The 24,322-nt window shown below is 74.8% G+C and carries 28 protein-coding genes and 1 pseudogene; 18 read left to right on the top strand and 11 right to left on the bottom strand.

The window, feature by feature from the left end:
• Nucleotides 1-181 precede the first annotated feature (181 nt).
• Nucleotides 182-1,261, bottom strand: coding sequence for a glycoside hydrolase domain-containing protein (locus KCH_RS00460; protein ID WP_341865325.1), 1,080 nt, complete (start codon nucleotides 1,259-1,261; stop codon nucleotides 182-184).
• 236 nt (nucleotides 1,262-1,497) lie between these two features.
• Between KCH_RS00460 and KCH_RS00465 the strand changes: the two genes are divergently transcribed.
• Nucleotides 1,498-1,947, top strand: coding sequence for a BlaI/MecI/CopY family transcriptional regulator (locus KCH_RS00465; RefSeq protein WP_035858011.1), 450 nt, complete (start codon nucleotides 1,498-1,500; stop codon nucleotides 1,945-1,947).
• 3 nt (nucleotides 1,948-1,950) lie between these two features.
• The gene (locus KCH_RS00470) at nucleotides 1,951-2,883 is read left to right on the top strand and encodes a M56 family metallopeptidase (protein WP_035858014.1); all 933 of its coding nucleotides are present in this window, start codon (nucleotides 1,951-1,953) and stop codon (nucleotides 2,881-2,883) included.
• Nucleotides 2,884-3,001: 118 nt separating this feature from the next.
• Here the strand turns inward: KCH_RS00470 and KCH_RS00475 are convergent, their stop codons facing one another.
• Together KCH_RS00475 and KCH_RS00480 are read right to left on the bottom strand one after the other, a co-directional pair.
• Nucleotides 3,002-4,582 carry an LCP family protein gene (locus KCH_RS00475; RefSeq protein WP_051652580.1) on the bottom strand — a complete coding sequence of 527 codons (1,581 nt, stop codon included), beginning with the start codon at nucleotides 4,580-4,582 and terminating at the stop codon, nucleotides 3,002-3,004.
• Nucleotides 4,575-4,937 (bottom strand): DUF6542 domain-containing protein, encoded by a 363-nt coding sequence (locus KCH_RS00480; protein WP_035858016.1) that lies wholly within the window; start codon nucleotides 4,935-4,937, stop codon nucleotides 4,575-4,577. The genes KCH_RS00475 and KCH_RS00480 overlap by 8 nt, the downstream gene beginning before the upstream one ends.
• 759 nt (nucleotides 4,938-5,696) lie before the next feature.
• On the opposite strand from KCH_RS00480, the gene KCH_RS40690 reads away from it, so the two are divergent.
• Complete coding sequence (locus KCH_RS40690; RefSeq protein ID WP_244305053.1) at nucleotides 5,697-6,152, top strand: transglycosylase SLT domain-containing protein; 456 nt, start codon at nucleotides 5,697-5,699, stop codon at nucleotides 6,150-6,152.
• Nucleotides 6,153-6,687: 535 nt separating this feature from the next.
• Here the strand turns inward: KCH_RS40690 and KCH_RS00495 are convergent.
• Both KCH_RS00495 and KCH_RS00500 read right to left on the bottom strand, forming a co-directional pair.
• Nucleotides 6,688-7,749 carry a protein kinase family protein gene (locus KCH_RS00495; protein ID WP_035858020.1) on the bottom strand — a complete coding sequence of 354 codons (1,062 nt, stop codon included), beginning with the start codon at nucleotides 7,747-7,749 and terminating at the stop codon, nucleotides 6,688-6,690.
• A 141-nt stretch (nucleotides 7,750-7,890) separates the two neighbouring features.
• Nucleotides 7,891-8,349, bottom strand: coding sequence for a MarR family winged helix-turn-helix transcriptional regulator (locus tag KCH_RS00500; protein WP_035858022.1), 459 nt, complete (start codon nucleotides 8,347-8,349; stop codon nucleotides 7,891-7,893).
• 220 nt (nucleotides 8,350-8,569) lie between these two features.
• Here KCH_RS00500 and KCH_RS00505 point away from each other — a divergent pair, with 220 nt between their 5' ends.
• The 3 genes from KCH_RS00505 (at nucleotide 8,570) to KCH_RS00515 (ending at nucleotide 10,708) form a co-directional block, all read left to right on the top strand.
• Nucleotides 8,570-9,148 (top strand): EF-hand domain-containing protein, encoded by a 579-nt coding sequence (locus KCH_RS00505; RefSeq protein ID WP_035858023.1) that lies wholly within the window; start codon nucleotides 8,570-8,572, stop codon nucleotides 9,146-9,148.
• A 98-nt stretch (nucleotides 9,149-9,246) separates the two neighbouring features.
• On the top strand, nucleotides 9,247-9,876 hold the full coding sequence (locus KCH_RS45760) for a Clp protease N-terminal domain-containing protein (RefSeq protein ID WP_157031819.1): 630 nt from the start codon (nucleotides 9,247-9,249) through the stop codon (nucleotides 9,874-9,876).
• 103 nt (nucleotides 9,877-9,979) lie between these two features.
• Nucleotides 9,980-10,708 (top strand): VIT1/CCC1 transporter family protein, encoded by a 729-nt coding sequence (locus KCH_RS00515; protein WP_035858027.1) that lies wholly within the window; start codon nucleotides 9,980-9,982, stop codon nucleotides 10,706-10,708.
• 91 nt (nucleotides 10,709-10,799) lie between these two features.
• Here the strand turns inward: KCH_RS00515 and KCH_RS00520 are convergent.
• A pseudogene (locus KCH_RS00520) lies at nucleotides 10,800-11,896 on the bottom strand (baeRF3 domain-containing protein).
• Between the two features lie 218 nt (nucleotides 11,897-12,114).
• On the bottom strand, nucleotides 12,115-12,564 hold the full coding sequence (locus KCH_RS00525) for a DUF2809 domain-containing protein (protein WP_084223065.1): 450 nt from the start codon (nucleotides 12,562-12,564) through the stop codon (nucleotides 12,115-12,117).
• Between the two features lie 62 nt (nucleotides 12,565-12,626).
• Here KCH_RS00525 and KCH_RS00530 point away from each other — a divergent pair, with 62 nt between their 5' ends.
• Together KCH_RS00530 and KCH_RS00535 are read left to right on the top strand one after the other, a co-directional pair.
• Nucleotides 12,627-13,157, top strand: a complete 531-nt coding sequence (locus KCH_RS00530; protein ID WP_035858029.1) for a 2'-5' RNA ligase family protein — start codon at nucleotides 12,627-12,629, stop codon at nucleotides 13,155-13,157.
• A 129-nt stretch (nucleotides 13,158-13,286) separates the two neighbouring features.
• On the top strand, nucleotides 13,287-14,063 hold the full coding sequence (locus KCH_RS00535; protein WP_035858031.1) for a methyltransferase domain-containing protein: 777 nt from the start codon (nucleotides 13,287-13,289) through the stop codon (nucleotides 14,061-14,063).
• 10 nt (nucleotides 14,064-14,073) lie between these two features.
• Here KCH_RS00535 and KCH_RS00540 read toward each other — a convergent pair whose 3' ends face one another.
• Nucleotides 14,074-14,475: a pyridoxamine 5'-phosphate oxidase family protein gene (locus KCH_RS00540; RefSeq protein ID WP_035858033.1), complete on the bottom strand. Its 402-nt coding sequence runs from the start codon at nucleotides 14,473-14,475 to the stop codon at nucleotides 14,074-14,076.
• 111 nt (nucleotides 14,476-14,586) lie between these two features.
• Here KCH_RS00540 and KCH_RS00545 point away from each other — a divergent pair, with 111 nt between their 5' ends.
• The 7 genes from KCH_RS00545 to KCH_RS00575 all read left to right on the top strand — a co-directional run bounded on the left by KCH_RS00545 (nucleotide 14,587) and on the right by KCH_RS00575 (nucleotide 20,104).
• Complete coding sequence (locus KCH_RS00545) at nucleotides 14,587-16,095, top strand: DUF2252 domain-containing protein (protein ID WP_035858035.1); 1,509 nt, start codon at nucleotides 14,587-14,589, stop codon at nucleotides 16,093-16,095.
• A 178-nt stretch (nucleotides 16,096-16,273) separates the two neighbouring features.
• A complete protein-coding gene (locus tag KCH_RS00550) occupies nucleotides 16,274-16,780 on the top strand; it encodes a GNAT family N-acetyltransferase (RefSeq protein WP_035870350.1) in 507 nt (168 codons plus the stop codon).
• A 78-nt stretch (nucleotides 16,781-16,858) separates the two neighbouring features.
• Nucleotides 16,859-17,170 carry a hypothetical protein gene (locus tag KCH_RS00555; RefSeq protein WP_035858037.1) on the top strand — a complete coding sequence of 104 codons (312 nt, stop codon included), beginning with the start codon at nucleotides 16,859-16,861 and terminating at the stop codon, nucleotides 17,168-17,170.
• Nucleotides 17,171-17,246: 76 nt separating this feature from the next.
• Complete coding sequence (locus tag KCH_RS00560; RefSeq protein WP_425268719.1) at nucleotides 17,247-18,047, top strand: ATP-grasp domain-containing protein; 801 nt, start codon at nucleotides 17,247-17,249, stop codon at nucleotides 18,045-18,047.
• A 55-nt stretch (nucleotides 18,048-18,102) separates the two neighbouring features.
• The gene (locus KCH_RS00565) at nucleotides 18,103-18,507 is read left to right on the top strand and encodes a RidA family protein (RefSeq protein ID WP_035858041.1); all 405 of its coding nucleotides are present in this window, start codon (nucleotides 18,103-18,105) and stop codon (nucleotides 18,505-18,507) included.
• A 155-nt stretch (nucleotides 18,508-18,662) separates the two neighbouring features.
• On the top strand, nucleotides 18,663-19,874 hold the full coding sequence (locus KCH_RS00570) for a cytochrome P450 (RefSeq protein ID WP_035858043.1): 1,212 nt from the start codon (nucleotides 18,663-18,665) through the stop codon (nucleotides 19,872-19,874).
• Nucleotides 19,871-20,104 carry a ferredoxin gene (locus KCH_RS00575; RefSeq protein WP_244305055.1) on the top strand — a complete coding sequence of 78 codons (234 nt, stop codon included), beginning with the start codon at nucleotides 19,871-19,873 and terminating at the stop codon, nucleotides 20,102-20,104. The genes KCH_RS00570 and KCH_RS00575 overlap by 4 nt, the downstream gene beginning before the upstream one ends.
• Before the next feature lie 110 nt (nucleotides 20,105-20,214).
• On the opposite strand, the gene KCH_RS00580 is transcribed toward KCH_RS00575, so the two are convergent.
• The 3 genes from KCH_RS00580 to KCH_RS40695 all read right to left on the bottom strand — a co-directional run bounded on the left by KCH_RS00580 (nucleotide 20,215) and on the right by KCH_RS40695 (nucleotide 22,594).
• A complete protein-coding gene (locus tag KCH_RS00580; protein WP_035858045.1) occupies nucleotides 20,215-20,847 on the bottom strand; it encodes an AAA family ATPase in 633 nt (210 codons plus the stop codon).
• Nucleotides 20,848-20,921: 74 nt separating this feature from the next.
• Nucleotides 20,922-22,358: an FAD-binding oxidoreductase gene (locus tag KCH_RS00585; protein ID WP_084223067.1), complete on the bottom strand. Its 1,437-nt coding sequence runs from the start codon at nucleotides 22,356-22,358 to the stop codon at nucleotides 20,922-20,924.
• Between the two features lie 92 nt (nucleotides 22,359-22,450).
• Complete coding sequence (locus KCH_RS40695) at nucleotides 22,451-22,594, bottom strand: hypothetical protein (RefSeq protein ID WP_208865902.1); 144 nt, start codon at nucleotides 22,592-22,594, stop codon at nucleotides 22,451-22,453.
• Between the two features lie 62 nt (nucleotides 22,595-22,656).
• Between KCH_RS40695 and KCH_RS00590 the strand changes: the two genes are divergently transcribed.
• The 3 genes from KCH_RS00590 to KCH_RS00600 are packed head-to-tail and all read left to right on the top strand — an operon-like array spanning nucleotide 22,657 to nucleotide 24,142.
• Complete coding sequence (locus tag KCH_RS00590) at nucleotides 22,657-23,199, top strand: HEAT repeat domain-containing protein (RefSeq protein ID WP_035858047.1); 543 nt, start codon at nucleotides 22,657-22,659, stop codon at nucleotides 23,197-23,199.
• 59 nt (nucleotides 23,200-23,258) lie between these two features.
• A complete protein-coding gene (locus KCH_RS00595) occupies nucleotides 23,259-23,729 on the top strand; it encodes a DUF7878 domain-containing protein (protein WP_244305056.1) in 471 nt (156 codons plus the stop codon).
• Complete coding sequence (locus KCH_RS00600) at nucleotides 23,726-24,142, top strand: hypothetical protein (protein ID WP_035858049.1); 417 nt, start codon at nucleotides 23,726-23,728, stop codon at nucleotides 24,140-24,142. The genes KCH_RS00595 and KCH_RS00600 overlap by 4 nt, the downstream gene beginning before the upstream one ends.
• Nucleotides 24,143-24,322: the final 180 nt, after the last annotated feature.

The following is a 24,322-nucleotide window of genomic DNA, read 5'->3' on the forward strand; positions in this document are numbered from 1 at the left end:
CCTGGCAGGACGACGCCGGCAGCGACCGCAGCACGGCCCGGCCGCTCCCCGACCTGCGGCCCGGGCATCCGGGGCCCGACGAGCCGCCGGAGTCCCCGCCGCAGCCGGCCTCAGCGCTCGGCCTCCCGCCACGTCCGGCAGCCACCGACCAACCTACCGGCGGCCCCGACTTCCCCGGCGCTCAGCCGACGACGGCGACCGGCGCGTCCCAGGCGTTGCGGTCGACGGTGAGGCCGGCGCCGCCGTAGCTCTCCTTCTGGTTGACCTGGTACTGGTGCGCGCGGCGGTGGCCGGTCCAGAGGCCGGCGGCGAACGGGAAGCTGCCGGTGGTGTCGGCGGCGCCGTCGTAGCGGGCGTACCAGAGCGCGTCGGGCAGGTCGGGGGTGTTCTGGGCGGCGGCCTGGGCGATGCCGGCGGCGCTGGACGAGGCGAAGCCGTAGAACCCGGCCCAGTAGCCGGAGTTGTGCACGGCGCGGTTCCACGACCGGGTGTAGTCGAGGACGGCGTCGGCGCAGCCGGTGTCGGCGGTGTTGTAGGCCTCGACGTCGAGGTAGAGCGTGCTGCCGGGGCGCATGCCGAGCGCGCCGGCCTTGGCGACGGCGTCGCTGCCGTCGGAGGTGCCGAGTGCGGTCGCGGTGTCGGCGGTGAGCTTCTCGGGGCTGTTGCCGGTCTGGCAGGGCGGCTGGGCGCCGACGTACAGCGGGACGAGCTTCCAGCCGGCGGCGCTGACGGAGCCGACCCAGCCGGCGGTGAGCTGGGGTTGTGCGCAGCCGCGGTTCCTGCCGCCGATGTAGACGACGGCAGCCCCGTAGGGGGAGGTGCCGTGCCAGGCGTTCATGGTGGCGAGCGAGGGGGCGGTACAGGTGTCGAAGGCGAATCCGGTGAAACTGACGGGCGCGGTACCGGGCTTGGCAGCGGGCGCGGCCGGCACGCCCGTGCGGGTGGCGGCGGACGCGGACGCGCTGACGCTGGCACTCGCAGATCCGGAGGGCGACGCGGAGACCGACGGGGACGGAGACCCGGAGGCGGACGCGGACGCGGACGCGGACGGCACGGCGGACGCGCTCTCGCCGGGCCCGGCCGCAGCATCCACCCCGGGGCCGGCCGCGGGTTCGGCGGCGCGCGGCGCGGGGTGCTCGCCGGTGGTGGCGGCAAGGGCGGCGACGCCGCTCCCGATGACCAGTACCGCGGCGGCGGAGAGCAGGGCAGCGCGCCGGCCCCGGGAACGGCGGGACTGTGCGCGGGCGCGGCGGTGCGACACGGAGACTCTCCAGGGCGGTGCGGGTGCGGAACAGCGGGGCTCGGGCCGCAGCAGGCGACGATCACCGCAGGTGGCGCACACCCTAGCCGGTCGTTGGTAAACGCTTTCCCTTCTCGCCCTGCGGGAGGCTCCGGGGGCCGCTTTCCCCTGCTATCGGGCCTGGCGGGGGCGGCCCCTAGGATGGAGGGGAACAGTTCGAGTCGAGCGCGGGGCGGCCGCGGCGGAGGGAGTCTCCGATGGAGTTGGCGGGCCCCGAGCCGGACGGCGGCGATTCCGGTGACGGCGAGGAGGGCGGCCGTCGTCGGCGCGGGCAGGGCGAGCTGGCGACCGAGGTGCTGACCGTGCTGCACGGTGCGCCGGGGCCGGTGACGGCGTCCTGGGTGCAGGAGCAGCTGGGCGGCGAGCTGGCGTACACGACGGTGATGACGATCCTGTCGCGGCTGCTGGCGAAGCAGGCGGTGGTGCGCAGCCGGGTGGGCCGGGCGTACGTGTGGTCGGCGGCGGCGGACGCGGCGGGTCTGACGGCCCGTCGGATGCGCCGGCTGCTGGACACCGAGCCGGACCGGGACGCGGTGCTGGCGAGTTTCGTGACGGCGTTGACGCCGGAGGACGAGCAGGTGCTGCGGTCGCTGCTGAACGCGGCGGACCCGCCGCAGGACGGCGCGGGCCGGGGCGGCGGGCGCTGACGCATGGGATTCTTCGTCTTCCTCCCGCTGGTGCTGCCGTTGACGTCGTGGCCGATCGCGCGGCTGGCGGAGCACCATCTGTATCCGCGCAACGCGGTCCGGCTGCTGTCCTGGATCGGCGTGACGATGGCGGTGTGCAGCACGCTGGCGCTGGGCCTGCTGTTCGTGGTGGGCACTGCGCAGATCCCGGGCAACCCGCTGCCGGACAGCTGGTCGGATCCGGAGATCCGCACGGCGGTGCCGTTCCACGAGGAGGTGGGCACGGCCGCGGTGGTGGGTCTGGTGACGGTGCTGACGGCGTGTTCGCGCTCGCTCCGCCGCCACCTGCGGATCCGGGCGCGGGCGCAGCGGGCCCTGGCGCCGATGCCGTTGGACTCGGACCTGGTGGTGCTCCCGGACCCGGAGCCGTACGCGTACGCGGTGCCGGGCGTGCCGGGCCGGGTGGTGGTGTCGACCGCGATGATGGACAGCCTGGACGCGGACGAGCAGCGCGCGCTGCTGGCGCACGAGCGTTCGCACCTGTTGAACCGTCACCACCGTTTCCTGCTGGCCGCGCAGTTGGCGAGTTGTGTGAACCCGTTCCTGCGTCCGTTGCAGAAGGCGGTCGGCTATGCGACGGAGCGCTGGGCGGACGAGGAGGCGGCGGGCTCGGTGGGTGACCGCCGTCTGACGGCGCGGGCGGTGGCCCGGGCGGCCCTGGTGACGCGCTCGGCCGGCCCGGTCCCGTCCTTCGCCTCCTTCGCCGCGCCGGGGCCGGTGCCGCGCCGGGTGACGGCGCTGCTGAGTCCGGCGCTCGGCGAGTCGTGGCCGCCGCCGGCGAGTCCGGCGGGTCTGGCGGCGATGGTCGCCGCGGTGGGGACGGCGGCGTCCGCGGTGTTCGCGCTGAACGCGGCGGTGGCGCTGCTGCTGCTGGTGAAGGCCGCCACCCCCTGGTAACCGCTGCTCCTCTGATGCCCCGTCAGGCCCGTCCGGATCCGCTCCGGCCGGGCCTGACTGCTTGAGCACGGGCCTGACTGCTTGAGCGGCACCGGGGTCTCGCCCGCGAAGGACCCGCTCAGTCCACGCAGGGCACTCCTCCGGCCTTGACCGGCGGGCCCTGCATCTGGAGCGTCACGGCGGGGCTCGGGTCGGCGGCGGGCGCTCCGGCGGCGGGGGGTGCGGTGTAGTCGGCGCCCAGGACGATCTGGACGTGCCCGGCCGCGACGGCGGTGGACGCGGCGGCGGTGGCGCCGTAGCGGGCGGCGAGCTGCTGGGCGGCGTCCTTGGCGCCGGCCCCGTACTTGACGGTGGTGGTCCTGGGGCGGGTGTCGGCGGTGGTGACCTTCCCGGCCCGGTAGCCGAGGGCGGCCAGCGCCTTGGACTCCTCCCCCGCCGCGCCGGTGACTGGCGAGCCGTTCTGCACGTCGACGGTGGTGTTGGCGGCGTCGACGGCCGGCCCGGGATCGGGTGTGCCGGTCGTTCCGGTGGTGGCGGCGGGCGCGGGCGCGGGGTCGGGGGCCTGGCCGAACAGCTGCTTGACGATGCGCCGCAGCTTGGCCGGGTCGACCTGGTTGACCTCCTGCCCGCCGATGGTGGCGAACTTGTCGATCGGCAGGGTGTTGAACTCGACGTTCCCGCCGGTCAGGTTGGGCGCCTGCTGGGCGAAGTCGAGGAGCTTCCAGTCGTCGTCTATCACCACGTCCTTCTTGACCACGTCGAGCAGCGCCTGAAGTTTGCCGAGGTCGTCCAGCACGCCCTGCTGCTTGAGCTTGTACTCGACCGAGGCGATGAACGCCTGCTGCCGGTGGGTGCGGTCCAGGTCGCCGTTGGTGAGGTTGTGCCGCTGGCGGACGAAGGACAGTGCCTGGGCGGCGTTCAACTGGCTCTCACCGGCCGGCAGTTGGAGCCCGGTGCCGCCGCCGGGCCGGACCACGTTGCCCTTGCTGTCGGTGACCCGAGAGACGATCGGATCGTTGACGGGCTTGTTCAGGCAGACGGTGATCGGCTCCAGCGCCTTGGCGATGTCGTAGAAGCCGAGCAGGTTGACCTCGGCGAAGTGGTCGATCGGGACGTCGAGCAGCTTCTGCACGGTCTGGATGGTGGCCGAGCGGCCGGCCTCCCGGCTCTGGTGCTCCAGATCCGCGCCCTTGACGCCCTTGGCGCGCAACTTCTGCTCGGCCGCGTCCTTGGCGTAGCCGTACGCCTCCTTGACCTTGTGCATCTTGCCGTCCGCGCCGTAGGTCTGCACCCAGTCGTCGCGCGGGACGGACACCGCCTGCACCTTCCCGCTGGGCGGGATGTGCAGCACGATCAGCGAGTTGGTGTTGTAGCCGCCGATCTCGCTGGATCCCGCGTGCAGTTCGTCCTGGACGAACTCCTTCGGCAGGTCGTTGCCGTCCATGTCCTTGCGGCTGTCCAGGCCGATCAGCAGGATGTTGATCGACTTGTCGAGGTGCTTGGGCGCGTTCTTCTTGGCCTCGTCCAGGGCGTGCGAACGGGTCACGCCGTTCAGGTCGTTGACGGTGTACCAGGCGAAGCCGCCGGCCGCGAGCACCGTCAGCGAGACGCCGAGGGCGGCCGTCCGGCCGGCCACCACCAGCGGGGCGGTGCGGGGCCGGCCTCCGCCGGGCCGCCGGGTGCTGCGCTGCTCAGCCATGCTGGGACCTCCGGGCGCGGTGGTTGCGGAAGGCGACGGCCAGCAGCACCGCGCCGACGGCGGCGACCATTGGCCAGAACTGGGCGGCGATCAACTGGAGCCCCTGGGTGGCGAGTCCGGCTCCCTGGTAGCTGTCGCCGTGCGCCAGGTAGTCGACCACGCAGGCGACCGTGAAGGTGACCACGGGTGCTCCGGTGACGATCCACCACCAGCCGCGCCGGGTGGCGACCAGCGCGGCCATCGCCGCGCCGAGCACCGCGCAGGTCGGGTACAGCCAGCCGAGCCCGCCGCCGAAGAGTTCGTCCGCCAGCGCCCCGAACACGGGCAGCCCGAGCGCGGGCAGCACGGCGGGCATCCGGTTCGACCCCTCGGCAGCAGCCCTCCGCCGGACGCCCGCGGGGGCGCGGTAAGCGCTTTCCCCGCGCTTCCGGTAAGCGCTTTCCCTCCGCTCCCGGTAAGCGCTTTCCGACTGCCGTCGGGCGCGCTGCGCAGGAACGGGACGGCCATGGGGATCACGGCGCGGCGTCGGCCTCGACGCCTGCCGCCCGTGCTCCTCGCGCCGCAACGGCGTCTCGCCGCGCGCGTCCGCCGGCCTTCGTCCCGCCATCGTCACCCCTCGTCCACTGCCGCGTCACCGGTCCGATCTTTCCCCGGCATCGGTCTCACAGACGCACGGCGGGCGGCGGCCGGTTCCTCTACACCTCTGTAGAGGTTCGAGCGAAGCATACAAATTCGCTCCGGGTACGTAAGCTCACCTCCAGGTCGCCGCGGCGGGTCAGCCGCCCGCAGCGGGCGACACCTGGCAGAACGCGGCAGGCCGCCGGCAGGACACGGCCGCCGCTCGGGGACGGATCGAGGGCCGGCAGCGGGCCCGGACGGAAGGAGGCCCGGCGGTGGCGGAACGCGGCGGGAAGTGGCCGTGGGCGGTGCTGGCACTGGCGGTCCTCGGCATCTGGCTGTACGAGCGCGGCGACGACTCCGCGACCCCGTCCGCCGGCGCCCCGCCGTCCGCCTCCGCGGGCGCCTCGGGCCCGGCCGCCTCCTCGCCGGCCCCGACTCCTCCGCCACGCCGCGCAGTTCGACCGACTACTCGCCGCCGCGGTTCGCTCCCGAGGTGCGCAAGTACGCCGCCGAGGCGGGCGTCGACCCGCAGTTGCTGATGGCGATCCTGTTCAACGAGTCGTACAAGCCGCACGGCCCGGACGTCGAGCGGGCGTGGCAGAAGATGAAGCCGGAGGCCTCGTTCGGCGTGGCGAACATGCACCGCGCCGCGTACGAGGAGTGCCGCCGGGGCCGCCCGTTCGCCGACCGACCGTGGGAGGACCTGCCGGACGATCCCGCCCTCGCGGTCCGGGCCGCCGCCTGGCACCTGCACGACCTGGGGGCGCAACTGCCCGCCAAGTGGTCCGGGTCGTACAACAAGAACGAACTGATGGCCCTCGGCTACAACACCGGCGCCGGCAACATGCTCGCCTTCGCCCGCGGCGCGAACCCGGGCCCCGAGGCCCGCTCCTACCTGGACCGCCTGCACGACAACTGGACGAAGTCCGCGGACGCCCTCAAGTCCTGACCCGGCGTCACCCGCCCACCGCGAGGCCCCCGGCGTCTGGACGTCCTCGCCTCGCCGAACTGCTCCCCGACCGGGCCCACCGGTCCGCCAGCGGGAAGCCGGGCAGGTCGTCCTCGACCGTGGTGCGGCCGGCGAGCCGGTCCGGAACGCGGACGAAGCCCTCGGCCCAGGAGTCCTGGCGGAGGCCGTACGCTCCGGCCCGGAAGAAGCCCCGGCTCGTCGGCGAATTCCGGCAGGAGGCGCGGCGCACCGGGCCCCCGAGGATCGCCCGAGGCCCTGCCGCTCCTGTCGGGGCCGGGCTACGCGCAGCTACCGCCGCACTGGCACGAGCCGCCGGACTGGCAGCCGCACGAACAGCCGGGCCCGCACTGGCAATCGCTGGAAGCGGTGCCCTCGGTGGTCTCCTGCATGACGACTCCCTGGTGCTCTCGGTCCTTCCGCCCTGCGGACGGGCGGCCGCAGGGAGGAACGACGCACCGCCCCCGCGGACACGCGGATCCGGGAATCCCGGGCAGGCGCGCTTGCCGACCCGTCGTCAGCCGCGGGCCGCGTGGTCGAGTTCGGCCCGCGGATAGGGCGTCAGTTTGCTCTCGGTCAGCAGGCGGTGGTGGAAGTCGTCGAGGACCAGGGCGGCCGGGGTGTGGCGGTCGAGCAGGGCGGCAGCGGGTTCGGGGACGGTGGCGGGACGGTGGCCGTCGCGCCACCGGCGGAGGAATTCGGTCGGTTCGGTGTCGCCGCGGTAGCGGTCCAGCAGGTGGTGCTTGAGGAGGTGGCTCGGGGTGTAGTGCCGGTCGTAGCCGCGGTGGTCGGCGTGGAAGCGGCGTTCGGCGGGGCTGAGGTCGAAGCGGGTGCTGAGGGCGAGTCCGAAGTCGGCGAGGGCGATCAGGCGGCCGTCGGTGAGGACGTTGCCGAAGTGGGCGTCGAAGTGCAGGAAGCCGTGGGCGTCCAGGAAGCGGGTGCCGCGGTCGAGTTCGCGGGCCGCCCAGGCGTGCGGGGCGCCGGTGCGGTCGGGGTGGTGGGCCAGCCAGTCGGCGAGGGTGTGCGGCAGGTGTTCGAGGAACAGCACCAGGCTGTGCGAGGCTCCGGCGAGTGCCTCGAGTCGTCGGCGCACCGCCGGGTGCCCGTCCCAGTGGGCGACGGCGCCGTCGATGCCGCCGAACAGGTCCATGAAGCCGGCGGGCGGGGTGTCGGGCAGGACGCGCCAGTGGTACATCAGCGGGAAGCCGTCGTGCGAGCGGTCGAGCACCCAGTGGGTGGTGAGGGTGTGGGCGGCGAGCTCGCGCCAGGCGCCGAAGCCGGCGGAGCCGATGCCGTACTGGTAGAACCCGGGCAGCTCGAACAGGTTGGCGGTGCTGCGGGCGTTCCCGGCCTCGAGTTCGAGGTCGGTGAGCGGCACCCGCTTGACGAACACCCGGATCCCGTCGATCTCCAGCGCGCCGGCCCGCCCGCCGACCCCGGCCGGCGCGACCCCGGCCGCAGGCTCGGTCCCGGCGTCCACCAGTTCCGCGAGCCGCCGGTCCGGGAGCAGCGCGAGCGCCGAGGCGGCCGTCCCGTAGGCCTTGATCCGCGCGCCGGTCGGATCCTCGGATTGACGCATCGACAGCCCCCTTGTCCGGCATCTCCGTTCGGCCGACCCTACCCTCGGCAGACGGACGGCCGGGCACCCCGCCGCCCGCCCGAACCGCGACGGCCCGGGCGGGCGGGCAGACAGGCGGACAGGCGGCGGTACGAACGGCGGTCAGTGGTGCCAGGCCTGGCCCCCGGTGTTGTGGATGAACCGCTGCAGGACCTTCATCGTGGTCAGGTACTCCTCGTCGGAGATGCCCGCGTGCCGCTCGGCCCGCAGTTCGCCCTGCCGCACGTCCGCCTTCTCGAAAAGCGCCCGCCCCGCGGGGGTCAGTTCGAGCCGGCCGTCCGCGGCCTCGGTGATCCAGCCGTGCTCGACGGCGGCGTCGATCTCGACGTCCAGGCCTTCCTGGCCGGTGTCGAGGTAGCCGCGCAGCAGCGCGGAGACCTCCTCGCGGTGGCGCGGTGCGGTGGCGTGCGCGAGCTGGGAGAGCACCCACCACTGGGGCTGGGTGATGCCGAGTTCGGCCAGCGCGCCGCGGATGCGGGCGACGACCGCTTTGGAGGCCGCCCAGGCCCAGTAGCCGATCGGCTGCTTGATCAGGTCGGCGTCGCTGTGCGTGTACTCCATGGTGGGCCCCTCCCAGGTGGTCGCCGGGGAGGGCTCGACCGAGCGCTCCCCTCGACCCGTCGATCGGTTCGATGCGGCCGAGCCTAGGAATTCAAGTCGACTTGAAGTCAAGCCCGGCCCGCGAACACGCGTCGACGCGATGCGCGGACCCGCCGCCGCGATCGCGGAGCGCTCCCCTAAGCTGACTCTCCGTCAGTTACCTGCCAGCGGAGGGTTACCAGTGTCCGAGGACCTGCTCATCGCCAAGATCAGTCACGGCTTCGACCACCTGGACGCGGACGGCGACGGCCTGCTCACCGAGCAGGACCACGTCCTGATGGGGCGGTCGGTGGCGCGTTCGCTCGGGCATCCGGCCGACTCCGAGGCGGAGTCGCGGATCGTGGAGGCGTACCTGGCGATCTGGCGCGAGGTGCACCTGCCGCAGCTGCCGGAGGGGGCGAAGGCGATCAGCCGGGCCCAGTTCCTGGAGTCGACGGCGGCGCTCGCGGACGATCCGGCGGCGGCCGACGCGGTGCTGGGCGGCCTGGGCCGGGCGTACCTGGCGGTCGCCGACGCGGACGGCAACGGGGAGGTGGACGCGGACGAGTTCTTCGCCTTCCAGCGCGGCCACTTCCCGCACCTGCGCCGCATCGACGCCGACACGGCGTTCGCCCACCTGGACCGGGACGGCGACGGCGCGCTGTCCCCGGAGGAGTTCGTCACCGCGATCGTCGAGTACTGGAGCAGCCGCGACCCGCAGGCGCCCGGGAACTGGTGGACCGGCAGCCCGCAGGGCAATCCGGACCCGACCACGCTCTGAGCGCGGCGGGCCGGACGCATGGCACTGGGCTCGGCCGGTGTTGACCATCTCTCAGGTCGGTTTGACCGGGCGGCGGCGGCCCCGACAACCTGGTGAACATGACAGATCTGGATCTTGCGGGGTGGGTGGCCCGGGTCGACGCCGACACGGCGGGGGCGCGGGACGTGGAACGGATCGCGCACGCACAGCGCCTGGCGCGGGAGCTGACCGAGCTGGGCCACCGCCTGGTGGAGCACTACCTCGCGGCGGCGGGTCCGCCGGGCGCGTCCGGGGCCCGGTCCGAGGACGCGCAGGCGGCCGAGGACGAGTCGGACGCCCTGGTGGACGCGGCCCGGCAGCGGGCCCGGGCGCTGGGCCACACCGAGACCAACACCGGCCACCTGCTGCTGGCTCTGGCCGAGGCGGACGGCACGGCGCCGGCGGTGCTCGCGGGCCTGGGGGTGGCGGAGGGCGCGTGGGGGTCGGCGTTGACGCAGTCCTGGGCGGACCATCCGTGGCCGCGGTTCCCGGTGCCGCGCGGCGAGTTCCCGCCGTACGACGCGGGCGCGGCCCGGGTGTGCGAGCGGCTCGCGGACCCGTCGGCCGCTCCCGGCCTGCTGACGGAGCGTCTGCTGCTGGCGGTCCTGGAGGCGGACTCCTCGGGCCCGGGCCGGCTCGCCCTGCACCAGCTCGGGTTGACCACCCGCCAGGTGCACCGCGAGCTGAACCGCCGCCTCGCCGCGGCCTGACCGCTCGGTCGCCGGCCTGACCGCCGACCCGCCCACCCGCCGCCCCGCGACGCGAACGTCCGCGTTGCCGGGTGGCGGGTCGGCGAGCGGGCAGACTGGGGGCATGACCGCTTCTCAGGGGCAGGGCCCGGTGGACCACGACGAGGCGCACCAGGGTGCGTTGGGCGGGCGGTTGAACTGGCTGCGCGCGGCGGTGCTGGGCGCGAACGACGGCGTGGTGTCGACGGCGGGCCTGGTGGTGGGTGTGGCGGGTGCGAACTCCACCTCCACCGAGCTGCTGACGGCGGGTCTGGCGGGCCTGCTGGCGGGCTCGTTGTCGATGGCGGCGGGCGAGTACGTGTCGGTGAGCACCCAGCGCGACGCGGAGCAGGCGGCGCTGGCGACCGAGCGGCAGGAGCTGCGGCTGACGCCGGAGGCGGAGCTGGTGGAGCTGGCGGGCCTGTACGAGGCGAAGGGGCTGGATCCGGAGCTGGCCCACCAGGTCGCGGTCCAGCTGACCGCGCACGATGCGCTCGCGGCCCACGCGGAGACCGAACTCGGCATCGATCCGGACGAGTTGACCAATCCGTGGCACGCGGCGTGGGCCTCCTTCGCGGCGTTCACGGTGGGTGCGCTGCTGCCGCTGCTGGCGATCGTGCTGCCGCCGCCGGACCACCGGGTGTGGATCACGGTGGTGGCGGTGCTGGCCGCGCTGGTGGTGACGGGTGCGGCGAGCGCCCGGCTGGGCGGCGCGGATCCGCGCCGGGCGGTCCTGCGCAACGTGCTGGGCGGCGGCATCGCGATGGGCGTGACGTACGCGGTCGGCGCGATCCTCGGCGCGTCCACGGGCTGACCCGCCCTGCGGTCCCGGTCGTGCGTCGGGGCCCGGACCGCGAGGTTCGCGGGCCGGGCCCCGAGGGCGCGTCAGCAGCGGGCGGCGGACGTCAGTAGCGCAGGTCGGCGGCGATCCGGCCGGCGTCGGAGAGGGTTCCGTCGGGGACGAAGCTGACCTTGGCGCCGGTGTCGAGGGCGCGTTCGATGACCTCGTCGACGATGTCCTCGCGGGCGCCGGTCTCGTCGGCGTCGGCGGGGACGAGGTGGTCGCCGTCGTCGCGGACGGTGGTGCGGAAGTTCTCCTCGACCACCAGCAGGGCGACCCGGCCCTCGCCGGCGCTCTTCCAGACCTCGTCCAGGCCGGCGGCGAACGCGGACCGGCCGCGGGCCTTGTCGAGCTGGGCGAGGGCGTTGGAGATCTCCTGGTCGGCGTGGGCGCGGACGGCGGGCTCGACGACCTGGCGGACGGTCTCGGCGTTGGCCTGGGCGAGGCCGCCGTGCGGGAGTTGGGCGGCGGCCTCCTTGGCGATCGCGCCGACGGAGTCCAGCAGGGCGAGGGCGGGGCGTCGCCGACCACGAACAGCGGGCGGGGGTCGGCGGCGAGCACCTTGCCGAGTTCGGTGTCGGCCTGCCGCAGGAAGGTCTTGGTCTCCTCGTCGCGGAACGTGCTGGGGGTGTCGCCGATCTGCTCCTGGCGTTCCGGGTCGGGATTCTCGTACTCGCGGATCAGCGGGAAGCCGTAGGCGGTCTCCTCGGTCACCCGTTCCTGGGTGCCGCCCCACAGCGCGACCCGGTCGGCGGCGATGGCGAGCACCCAGTGCGGGCGTTCGGCGATCTGCGCGGCGACCAGGTTGCGGGTCAGGAAGGTGTCGGAGAGGACCACCCGGGCGGGGGCGGTACGGCCGAGTGACCAGACCTGGTGCTCGCCCGGCGCGGCGAGGATCGCCAGCCCGTCCTCGGCGTGCACCAGGTCGACCTCGGTGAGGGCCCGGTCGAGTTGCTCCAGCACGTCGATCCGGTCGGCCCGGGAGACCTGGGGGTCGGCCTGGACCTTCTCCTTCGCCTCGGCCAGCAGGTTGCGCAGCCGGACCGGGTCCTGGGCGTTGTCCGGCTCGCGGCGGTGGGTGGGCATCAGGATCGACACCGCCGGGTACGGGCGCGGCCGGCGCAGCTCGGCGAGGACGGCGGGGCTGAGGGCGGGGTACATGGAGACCCTTTCCGAAGGCGGTTCGGCCTTCTGTGCGTGGACGCGCGAAGCCTGATTCTGCTCCCGAATGTCCCAAATGTACCTATTTGCCACGCGGTGCGTCGAACCGCTGGCCCTCCCGACACGCCGGGACACGCCCGGGCGCCGGTCCGATCCCGGCTGGCGCCCGCTTCCTGACGCCCCGTCGGCCCGCCTCTCGGCGCGCCCCGGCCCCGCCGCTACCTACGACCGCGGGCCGCCAGGCGGCGGGCGGTGTGGTGGAGGGCGGCGGCGGCCAGCGCGCCGAGGGCGTAGGCGGGCAGGTCGGAGGCGTCGAAGGTGGTGCCGAGGATCAGCCGGGCCGCCCGGCTGCGGGCTCCGAGGCTCTCCGGGACGCCGGTGAGCTGGAACAGTTCGACGGCCCAGCCCGCGGCGAGCGCGACGGCGCCGGCGGTCGGCGGCCGGAGCCGGGGCGCGGCGGCCATCAGCAGGGTGTACAGCAGCGCCGTGTACAGCGCCCCGCCGAGCAGGGCCCCGGCCGCGTGCGGCAGCAGCCCGGGGCCGGTGAGCCCGAGCACCAGGACGCCCGCGGCGGCGAGCAGCCAGCCGGCCCGGGCCCGTCTCCGACGGCCCGTCAGCGGATCGGCGGGCAGGGGTCGGTGGGGCGGGGGCGGGTCGGTGCTCTGCATCCGCCCAGCCCATCACACGGGGCGGTGCCGAGTGCTGCCGGGGCGGGAACTACCGTTGGGGGATGCGGACCATCGAGTTGACCTGTGCGCCGGAGCTGGACCGGGCGGTGCGGGCGGTGTGGCGGCAGTTGGCCGACGGCGGGGTGGATTCGCTGGCGGACAACCCGCACCCGGCACACCGTCCGCACCTGACGCTGGCGGCGTGCGGGGCGATCGGGCCGGAGGAGCTCGCGGCGCTCGGTGAACTGCTGGCGGGGGCGCTGCCGTTGGAGGTGCGGTTCTCCGGTCTGCTGTCGTTCAGTGCGCGCAGCCGGCGGCGGGTGCTGGCCTGGGGCGTGGTGCCGAGTCCGGAGCTGGTGGATCTGCACCGCGAGGTGTGGCGGCTGCTGGCCGGTGCGCCGGAGCCCGATCCGCGCTACGTGCCCGGCCGTTGGATGCCGCACCTGGGCCTGACCCGGCGCGTCGAGCCGGCCGGTCTGGTGCTGGCGCACGAACTGCTGGGCCGGCACCCGGATCTGACGGGCACTTTCGACGCGGCCCGGACGTTCGACTCGGAGAGCCGGCTCACCGTCCCGCTGCCGCAGTCGCTCTGACATCCGGCCCGAAGATGGCCGGAACGCGCCTTCGCTCCCCCGCCGGACGTCCGGACCTCCCCGGCGTACGCCCCTTGTCCTGGTAAAAGACGCTTCCCTGGCGGGTCAGGGTTTGATTGACTTCCCGTCATGACCTCCAGTGTGTTCGAGACCGTGCCGCCCGACCCGATCGCCTACCTGGATCGGCTGGCCGTCTCCGAACTGGGGCTCGACTACAAGGCGACGATGCTCCGGGCGCTGGCCGCCGAGCGCGGTCAGACCGTGGTGGACCTGGGGTGCGGTCCGGCGACCGATCTGGTGGCGCTGGCCGAACTGGTCGGCCCGGAGGGCACCGTGTACGGCGTCGACCACGACCGCGAGGCGGTGGACGCCGCGACGGACCGCACCGCGCACCTGATCCAGGTGGCGATCCGGCTGGCCGACGTGCACGATCTGCCGATGGCGGACGCGAGTTGTGACCGGGCGCGGACCGACCGGGTGCTGCAGCACGTCGCGGATCCGGCGCTGGCGCTGCGCGAGGCGCGTCGGGTGCTGCGTCCCGGCGGGCTGCTGGTGCTGGGCGAGCCGGACTGGGGCACCCTGACGGTCGATCATCCGGATCCGGCGCTGACCGCCGCGTACACCCGGTACGTCACCGACCACGCGGTGCGCAACGCCCGGATCGGCAGCCAACTGCCGCGGCTGGCAGCCGAAGCGGGCCTGGAGGTGGTCGACGTCCACCCGTTGACGCCGGTGTTCCGCGAGGTGGGCACCGCCGACCGGGTCCTCGGCCTGCAGCGGGTCACCCGCCGCGCCGTCGCGGCCGGCTACCTCTCCCCCGCGGACTCCGACCGCTGGCTCGCCCACCTCGCCGACGGCCCGTTCCTGGCGACCGTGACCTTCCACGTGGTGACGGCCCGCGCCTGACCGGCGCGGCTCAGGCCCGGCCGAGGGCCCGGTCGACGGTGATCTCGATGACCACCCGCTCCGGGTTCTCCCGGGGCCGGCGGTAGCGCTCGGCGTAGCGGCGTTCCGCGTCGGCGACGGACTCGGCGTCCTGCCGGATCACGGCGCGGCCCTCCAGGGTGGCCCAACGGGCGCGGTCGACCTGGCAGATGGCGACCCGCTGGCCGGCCTCGCCGGCGGCCAGCACGTTGCGGACCTTGCGGCTCTCCCGGCTGCTGATGACCCGTGCGATCCCGGCCTCGGGGTCGAAGGTGGCGCCGACCGGGACGACGTGCGGGCTGCCGTCGGGGCGCAGCGTGGTGAGGGTGCACAGCTGGTACTCGCGCCAGAAGGCGAGGTAGTCGGGGTCGAGGTGGTGGATGTCGTGTGCCATGGCGGCATCGTACGGCGGACCCGCCCGACGGCCGGCGGCGCGGGGCCGGTAGCGTCACCGCTGGTGGGGGCGGTCCCTGCCGGGTGCGGTGCGGTGGCGGAGGGGGTACGGGTGTCGTCGGTGGAGGTCTCGGAGGGCAGTGCGTTCGGCGTCCGACTGCCGCTCGCCGCGCGGGAGTTCGCGGTGGACGGGTTCGCCGGCGCGGGTGCCGCGGAGCCGGGGCGGGCGGTGCCGGGGCTGCTCGCGGAGGCGGACGGGGCGGCGCTCGCGGACACGCCGAAGCGGCGCGGGAAGCTGCTGCGGGAGCGGGTGCCGCTGGAGTCGCACGCCCGGCTGCTGCTGTCGGCGGCCCGGCCGGAGGTGGTGGCGGCGGTGGAGTCGGCGAACGCGGGCCGGCTGCCGCACCTGGTGCCGCTACGGGTGGGCCGGATGGCGGCGTCGCCGTTCGCGTTCCTGCGCGGCTCGGCGGGGCTGATGGCGCACGACCTGGCGACCACGCCGGTGAGCGGGGTCGCGGCGCAGCTGTGCGGGGACGCGCATGCGGCCAACTTCGGCCTGTACGGGGATGCGAGGGGCCGGCTGGCGCTGGACCTGAACGACTTCGACGAGACGACGGCGGGCCCGTGGGAGTGGGACCTGAAGCGGCTGGTGGCGAGTCTGGTGCTGGCGGGCCGGCAGGCGGGGGCGGACGAGTCGGCGTGCCGGCAGGCGGCGTTCGTCGCGGCGGCGACGTACCGGCGGACGGTGCGGCGGCTGGCGAAGCTGCCGGCCTTGGACGCGTGGAACGCGTGGGATGCGATCGCGGACCACCAGTTGGTGGAGTTCGCGGGTGCGCACGAGTTGGGCGAGGTGCTGGCGGCGGTGTCGGCGAAGGCGCTGCGCAACACCGGTGCGAAGTTCGCGGCGCGGTCCACCGTCCGTACCGGGGACGGCGGTTGGCGGTTCGTTCCGGCGCCGCCGATCCTGTCGGAGGTGTCGGACCGGCGGGCGCGGCTGGTCGCCGAGTCGCTGTCCGGGTACCTGCGGACGGTACCGGCGGAGCTGCATCCGCTGCTGGCCCGGTTCCGGGTGCAGGACGTGGCGTTCCGGGTGGTGGGCACGGGCAGTGTCGGCACCCGTTCGTACGTGGTGCTGCTGACGGACCGTCGGGGCGGGCCGCTGGTGCTGCAGGTGAAGGAGGCCCGGCCGTCGGTGCTGCTGCCGCACCTGGTCCGGGCCGGGTTCCCGGTTCCGGCGGAGGGCGGGCACGAGGGGCGCCGGGTGGTGCTCGGCCAGAAGCGCATGCAGGTGGTGTCGGACCCGCTGATGGGCTGGACGACCGTCGCCGGACTCCCGTACCAGGTCCGCCAGTTCCGCAACCGCAAGGGCAGCGTCGACCCGGCCGCGCTCGCCCCCGCCCAGCTCGACGACTACGGCCGGCTCACCGGCGCCCTGCTCGCCCGCGCTCACGCCCACACCGCCGACGCCGCCCTCATCGCCGGCTACTGCGGCAAGGACGACCGCCTCGACGAGGCCCTCACCGCCTTCGCCGTCGCCTACGCCGACCAGTCCGAATCCGACCACGCCGCCCTCCTCACCGCCGTCCGCACCGGCCGCCTCCCCGCCGACCTCCCGGCATGAGCCCGCCCCGGGGCATCGTCGACCGCATCGACACCTGCCCGGCCGCTGCCCGCGGCGCTCTCCGCGTCCCTGCGCTGCCGCGACGGAACCCGCGCAGCATCGACGCCGCTGGCGGATCACGGCCGCCGTGATCGCGCAGGGGGTCGCGGGGCCGGGGCGGGGTGTGCAGAATGGGGGCATGCGGGTGCGAATGGTGCGGGTGGCGGAGTTGGCGGTTCTGCAGGACATCGAGCGGGCGGCCGGGCGGTGGTTCTTCGAGGTCGGGATGGCGGAGATCGCGGAGGACGAGCCGCTGTCGGTCGGGGAGTTGACGGCTTTCGTGGAGGCGGGGCTGGCCTGGGTGGCGGTGGACGGCGAGGACCGGCCGGTGGGGTACCTGATCGCGGAGCGGGTGGACGACGCGCTGCACGTGGAGCAGGTCTCGGTGCATCCGGACGCGGCCCGGCGCGGGGTCGGGCGGGAGCTGCTGGAGCATGCGGCGCGGGTCGCGGTGGAGCAAGGCCTGCCGGCGCTGACCCTGACGACCTTCGCGGAGGTGCCGTGGAACGCGCCGTACTACGGCCGTTGCGGGTTCGTGCCGGTGCCGGAGGCGGATCTCGGGCCGGAGTTGCGGGAGGTGCGGGCGCGGGAGGCGGCGGCCGGATTGGACCGCTGGCCGCGGCTGGCGATGCGCCGTACTCTCTGAGCCACCCGGTGGTCGGTCCGGCTGCCGGTGGCTGGCACCGCCCCGGTGGCGGGGCCGAACGGACGCGGAGGTCTGAGCATGGTCGCTGGGGGAACGGCAAGGCTGCTGGTGGGCAACAGTGGTGAGGCGCCCCTGGAGTTGACGGTGGAGCCCTGGGCGGACACCTGCTGGATCCCGCCGGGCCGGACGTTCGCGGTGGTGACGCACTCGGCGGAGGAGGAGGCCCTGTGGCCGGGGGCGGTCCGCCCGCACGAGCCGTTCGAGGTCGACCACCGGCCGGATTCGGTCACGGTGTGGCCGTACGGCAGTTGCTACCACTTGACCGACGAGTTGGGCGTGCCGGTCGAGGCCGCCGACTGGGACTGCCCGCAGGGCCCGCCGGCCTGCTGAACCCCACCGCGGCGGCGGCCCGGCCCGCGGGAAATCCGCTGGCCGGGCGGTGTCCCGGCCCGGCATGATCGCTTCCGTGAACGTCCTGTCCTCCCCCACGCTGCTGCTCGCTCCCCGGGTCAACGAGACCGGCCTGCAGTTGCGCACGGCCGCCGGCCGGCGCGGGTTGCGGGCGTTCACGGCCTCCTCCTGGCGGGCCCCGCAGGAGCTGACGGGCAGTCGGGTGCACCTGTACGGCGGCCCGCTGTTCGCGGACGCGGTCGGCGCCGCGCTCGGCCTCGGCCCGCTGGAGCCCGCGGCCGGCTGGCTGGCCGCGCTGCCGCGCGAACTGACCGGCCGAACGGTCGAGTTGACCACGCTCGGGGCTGCCCGCCGGCTCACCCGGCCGGCGTTCGTGAAGGCCCCGGCGGACAAGCACTTCGCGGCCCGGGTGTACCGGGACGGCGGCGGGCTGCCGGGCCCGGAGCTGCTGGACGACGACACGCCGGTGCTGGTCAGCGAGGTGGTGCGGTTCGCCGCCGAGTACCGGCTGTTCGTCCTGGACGGCGCCGTCCGGGCGGCCTCCCGGTACGCGTGCGACGGTGAACTGTCCGTCGGCGCACCGGGGTCGGACGGACCGGAGCTGTCCGCCTTCGCCGCCGAGGTGCTGGCGGCCGCCGCCGGGTGCGCGCCGCTGCCGAGCGCGGCGGTGGTGGACGTCGGCCGCACGCCGGCCGGCTGGGCCGTGGTGGAGGCCAACGCGGCCTGGGCCAGCGGCGGTTACGCGTGCGATCCGGACGCGGTGCTGGAGGTGGTGCTGCGCGCGGCCGGCCCGCTCGACCTGCTCCCCGGCGCGGACCGGCCGTTCCTGCGCGAGCTCCCGCAGGTCGAGGACTGAGGGTCCGGCGTATTTCGGGTGCGCCGCGCCGCACCGGTGGGCGAGGATGATCGCCATGAGCTCCTCGCACCTCACGCACATCGCCGAGCCGCCGGGTGTCGCCCCGGCCGCCAACTACACGCACGTGGTCACCGGTTCGGGCCGCCTGGTCCAGGTCTCCGGTCAGGTCGCGCTCGACGAGCGCGGCGAGGTGGTCGGCGCGGGCGATCCGCTCGCGCAGGCCCGGCAGGTGTTCGCCAACCTCGACCGCTGCCTGGCGGCGGCCGGAGCGCGCTTCGCGGACGTCGTCAAGCTGACCATTTTCGTCACCGACATCGCCCACCTTCCGGCGGTCCGCGAGGCCCGCGGCGGGTATGTCGACCCGGCGCGGCTGCCGGCGAGTTCGGCGGTGCAGGTGGTGGCGCTGTTCCGGCCCGAGCTGCTGATGGAGATCGAGGCGCTGGCCGTCGTCGCCGACTGACGGCCCGTCCGGGAATCGAACCGACGTGCGGCCGGTGTCCGGCAGTCGGGATTCCGCGGGTGGCTTGATTCCGTGCTGCTGCGGGGCGGCTGCGGCGCATACGGTCGGGTGTGGCTGCCGGTCGGCAGCCCGCGAGTCTCTCGCCAGGAGGACGGATGACCACCGCCGCGCACCCCGAGGCACCCGACGCGCAGCCGCTGGTGCCCCTGCACTGCCTGCTGCGCGCCGAGCCCGGCCCGCCGAGGCAGGCGGCCCTGCCGACCGGCACCCCGGTGTGGGTGCTGACCCGGCACGCGGACGTCCGGCAGGCGCTCGCGCACCCGGGCTTCGGCCGGGCCTCGCTGTACGCGCCGGACGCGCCGCCGCTGACGCTGACGCCGAACATCCTGGACGACCCGGCCTCGATGCTGAACAGCGACGGCCCGGACCACCAGGCGATCCGCCGCACCGTGCAGCGCGCCTTCACGCCGCGGGCGATCGAGCGCTGGCGGCCCTGGGTGGACGGCGTGGTGCGGGAGCTGGTGGACGACCTGGTCGCCTCGGGCTCGCCCGCGGACGTGGTCGGCGGCCTGACCAAGCCGCTGCCGGTGCGGGTGATCAGCCGGCTGATGGAGCTGGACGGGCTGGACATCGACCGGCTCGGCCACTGGAGCGACCACGCGCTGTCCACCACGGCGTACACGGCGGAGGAGATCCGCACCGCCATCGGGGAGTTCAGCGAGTTCGGGTACCGGCTGGTGCTGGAGCGCCGCAAGAACCCCGGTGAGGACCTGGTGAGTTCGCTGGTGCAGGCCGCCGACCAGACCGGCGGGGTGAGCGAGGCCCAGCTGACCTCGCTGACCATCGGGCTGGTGATCGCCGGCCACGAGACCACCATGACCAGTTTCGGCAACGCCCTGGTGTACCTGCTGGATCCGCAGCACGCGGACGCCTGGCGGCGGATCGGCGAGGACCTGTCGGCGGCGTCCGCGGCCACCGAGCAGATCCTGCGCACCGTCCCGCTCGGCGACCGCACCAGCGCCCCCGGGCAACTGCGCCGGGCCGTCACGGACGTCGAGATCGGCGGGGTGACCATCCCCGAGGGCGCGATCATCGCCTGCGACAGCGCCTCCGCCAACCTGGACCCGGAGGTCTACCCGCCGGGCCCGGTCGACCTGTTCGCGCCGCTCGGCACCCCGTCGCTGACCTTCGGCGCCGGACCGCACCACTGCCTGGGCGCGTGGCTGGCCCGGATGGAGCTCGAACTCGGCCTGCACCACCTGGCCCGCGTGCTGCCCGGGCTGCGGCTGACCGCGCCGGTCGAGGAGATCGCCTGGCGCACCGGCCTGCTGACCCGCAGCCCGCTGCGCCTGGAGGTGTCCTGGTGAGCGCCGACCGGGTGGCCGTGACGGTCGATCAGTCCCGCTGCATCGGCAGCGCCCTGTGCACCCGCACCGCGCCCGACGCCCTCGCGCTCGCCCCCAACGGCCGGGCCACCCCGCTCCATCCGACGGCCGCGCCGTCCGAGGAGCTCACCGAGGCCGCCGAGATGTGCCCCGTCGAGGCCATCGCCGTCCGCCACGCCGCCACCGGCGAACTGCTGGCGCCCGTCTGGTAGTCCTGGGGTGGGACCGCGCCGCGGCGCCCCCGACCGCACCCCGGCTGCGCCGCCCGGAGCCGCTCGTCGGGGCCCGCGGCGGCGCAGCGCCGGTGCCGTCCGACGGGCTGTCAGTCCAGCCGCAGCGCGCGGAGTTTGACGGCGGCCCGGCGGAGGGCGGCGCGCGGGGCGCTGTCGGTGTCGGGGCGGGGGTGGAGTCCGGCGAGCCGGGCGATGCGGTCGGCGACCTGGGTGACCGTCAGCCGGTCGGTGTGCAGGTGGGTGGCGAAGGCGGGGGCGGCGAGGCGGTGCAGGCAGTCGTCCAGGCGGCGGACGGCGAAGCTCTCGCCCTGCGGCGGCGCGGGCAGCCGGGCGAGCCGGCGCAGGTGGTGGACGGGTTCGCGTTCGGCGAGCCGGCGCAGCACCGTGGCGCGGTCGGCGAGCAGGGTGAAGTGGCGGACGTCGTGGCCGAGTTCGCGAAGCCGGCCGACGGTTTCGGTGAAGTACCCGGGTTCGGTGACGGTCATCGGGACGATCAGCGGGCCGGGGTGGCGGCGGGCGGCGAGGGCGAGCATGTCGACGGTGCCGGTGCGCCAGGCGGGCAGGTCCTGGAAGTCGCCGCGCAGGGCGGGCGGCAGCATGCGGTGCAGGCCGAAGCCGAGGTGTTCGGGGTCGCAGACGGCGGCGCCGGGCAGCCGCCGGGCGAGGTTGTGGGCGGTCTGCGTCTTCCCGCCGCCGAACGGCCCGTTGATCCACACCAGCACGTCGGGTGCCCTCCCGTCCTCGTCCGGCAGCCGTCCTGCCGCCTCCACCCTCGCACGGGGCCCGGCCGGTCCGGTCATGCCCGCGCCGGGACGGCGTGCGGGAAGTCGAAGAGCCCGTCCGGGTCGTAGGCCGCCTTGGCGGCGGCGAGGCGCGGCAGGTTGGCGCCGTAGTAGGCGCGGGCGTGGTCGGCGAGCTGCGGGTCGGCGTAGTTGACGTAGGCGCGGTCGCCGGCCCAGGGGCGCATGGTGCGGCGCAGTTCGCGCAGCCAGCGGGCGGCGTCGTCGAGCACGGCGGCGGGGGTGCCGGGTTCGTACGTGCAGTGGTACTGGGCGGAGAACAGCGCGTCGCGGTGGGCGAAGGCGGTGGCGTCGCGCGGGACGCGGCCGACGGCGCCGCGCAGGCTGTCCAGCAGGACGTAGCCCGAACCGCCGTCCGCCGCGCGGCGGGTGACGGAGGCGACCAGGGCGTGGACGCCGGCGGGGGGCAGGTGGTGGGGGAAGAAGTTGGACGTGGCGACGAACGGCGGCCGGTCGAGCACGCCGTCCGGGGTCCGGCCGGTGAGCTGCATGAGGGCGACGGGGCCGTGGACGCCCGTCATCGACATGATCATCTCCCGGTAGGAGACGGTCCGGTTGCTCTGCCCGACCGGCGGGAGGCCGACGGCGGCGACGAGTTGCTCCGCCACGTCGAGCCGCTCCCCGAGCACGTACAGGTGGGCCTGCACGGTGCACCCGGCCGTGGCGTCGGCGTTCAGGCCGAGGCAGGACCAGACCTCGTCCGGCTGTGCGGGCGCCCAGCGCTGCCAGGCGTCCAGGACGCGTTCGGTGTCGCGCCAGTTCCATTCCAGGGAGGCGGTGGTGATCACGGTGGTGGGGTGGGTGCGGAAGGTGAAGCCGGTGACCACGCCGAAGTTGCCGCCGCCACCGCCGCGCAGCGCCCAGAACAGTTCCGGCTCGCGGTCGGCCGAGCACTCCCGGATCCGGCCGTCGGCGGTGACGACGACGGCGGAGGCCAGCCGGTCGCAGGTCAGTCCGTAGGCGCGGCAGACGGATCCGAGGCCGCCGCCGAGGGTCAGCCCGGCGATGCCGACGGTGGGGCAGCTGCCCGCCGGGATGCTCCGGTCCTCGGCGAGCAGCGCGTCGTAGACGTCGATGAGCAGCGCCCCGCCGCCGACGGTGGCGGTGCCGGTGGCGGCGGAGCCCTCGGTGGTGACGGTGTTCATCGCGCTCAGGTCGAGGGTGATGCCGGGGCTGGTGGACCAGCCGCCGTAGCAGTGCGTGCCGCTGCGGGGCGCCAGCGGCAGCCGGTGCCGGCGGGCGAAGGCGAGCGTCTGCTGCACGTCCTCGACCCGCCGGGCGAGCACCACGGCCTGCGGGTGGATGTCGAAGCGGGAGTTGTACGGCAGCCGGGCGAGCTCGTACCCTCCGTCGCCGGGACGCAGCACGTCCCCGTCGAGATCACGGGCCAGCCCGTGCCAGTCTGCTGGGGTGGTGCGCGGTGTCGGCTTCATCCGGCCGATTCTCACCCGGCTCCGGCGGTCGGCGCCACCGCCAACAGGCTTTTTCCGGGCCGTTGTTGGCGGTGACGCCGGTCCGCCGGGGGTCAGGCCAGTGCGTGCAGCAGTCGTGCCTCCTCGGCCTCGGCGAGCCACTCGCTGCCGGCGGTCGGCCCGCCGCGGGCGATGTCCCAGGCGAGCGTGTCGGCCAGGGTGTCGGCGACCGGACGGTGCGTCAGGCCGGCCGCCACCCTGCCGCCGGGGCGGCCAAATCCCTTTGCAGGACAGCGCGTTGCGGCTCGACACTGGCGGCATGCTCGGATTCGTCAGGACCGACAACGAAGCCCTCGTCGCGTACTTGGGCGACCCGCAACGCACCGTGGCGGCCTACTGGGAGCTGCTGCGACGCAAGGACGGCGCGCTGGAGGCGATCCGCGACGGCCTGTCCCACCGGAACGCGGCCGTCCGCGAGGGCTGCTGCCGCCTCCTGGACCACCTCGTCGACACCGGCTCGATGGAGCGGCTGATCACCATGGTCGAGGATCCCGACGCCCGGGTCAGGATCGCCGCCTTCCACGCCCTGGCCTGCGACCGCTGCAAGGGCGACACCTGCGCACCGGGCGCGGACCGGGTCCTCGCCCCCGCGCTGGACCACCTGGCCGGCGACCCCGACCCGCAGGTCCGGCTCCGGGCGGTCGAGCTGGCCGGCAAGTTCGTCCACACCGACGCCCGCGCCCTCGCCGCCCTGGAGGCGGCCCGCACCGAGGACCCGAGCCCGGCCGTCCGGAAGAAGGCCGGCTGGTACACGCCCGGAGGGACCATCCACCGGCGCACGGCCCCGCGCCCACTGCGCTGAACACTGCGCTGAACACCCCAGGTCAGCCGCGCGGAGCGGGTGCCTCTAGGCTGGCGGCCGTGGTGTACTTCGCCTTCCGCAGCTTCGGCGCGCCGGATCTCGCGCGCCGCGGCCTCACTCCGGCCTCCGCGCCGCCGGCGGTGCTGCTGCTGGACGTCGAGGCCGAGCTGTCCATCGTCGACGACGGGCGGCCGGTGTGGAGCGAACCCGCTTTTCCGGTGGCCGAGTTGGCCCGCGGGCTGGCGTTCTGGCTCCGTCTCCCGGAGGAGGAGCGCGGGGACTTCGCCTTCGACTCGGTGACGTACGACGTCCCCGGCGCGGTTCGGATCGCGGCGACCGACGGCGGCTGGCGGGTCGGTTCCGTCTTCGCCCCGGACGCCTGGAGCTCCCCCTGCGCCTGGCCGGTGCTCGCCCGCGCCCTCACCGCCTTCACCGACGCGGTGCGGTCCCGGGTGATCGCGCTCGGCGCCGACCCGCACCTCGTCCCGGCCGTGCCCGGGCCCACCGCCGCGAACGGAGCGGCCCGTTGACCAACGACTCCGCCGTCGCCCTGGCGGTGGCCCTGCGCGACGCCCACTTCGGACTCAAGGCCCTCGCCCGGGATTGGGCGCAGAGCGCCCCGCCGGGCTCCGTCCGCAGCCGCGAAGCGCTCGGCCCGACCTGGCAGTACGGGGACCTGCCGGACCGCGCCGCCTACCTCGACGGGCAGGCGCTCGAACTCGCGGGCGGGCTGACCCTGACCGTCCGGCTGGCCGTCGACTTCGCCGCCGGCGGCACGGACCTCCTCGCGGCCGTCACCGTCGAGGACGAGGAGGGCAACCTCGCGGAACTGCTCTCCACCGGCCCGGAGGAGTTCCCGGCGGGCGCCGCGGAGCTGGCCGACGGGATCGGCCGCTGCCTGGCCCGCCTGAACGAGCTGGATCTCCCGGCCGCACTCCGCTGACTCGCTTGCGCCGAAAGGGGCTGGAATGACCGAGGACCCGTCTTCAAACCCGCGTCGCAGGCCCGCGGCGTCCGGTGCGTGCTCTCGGCGTGCCGGGTGGAAGGCCTCGTACTGGATGTACTTGGTCTTTCGCCCGGTGCGGCGAGAGTGCGTGCCGGGCGTCGTGGGGCAGGCGGGGGT

This window comes from Kitasatospora cheerisanensis KCTC 2395 (assembly GCF_000696185.1).
Taxonomy (GTDB): Bacteria; Actinomycetota; Actinomycetes; order Streptomycetales; family Streptomycetaceae; genus Kitasatospora; species Kitasatospora cheerisanensis.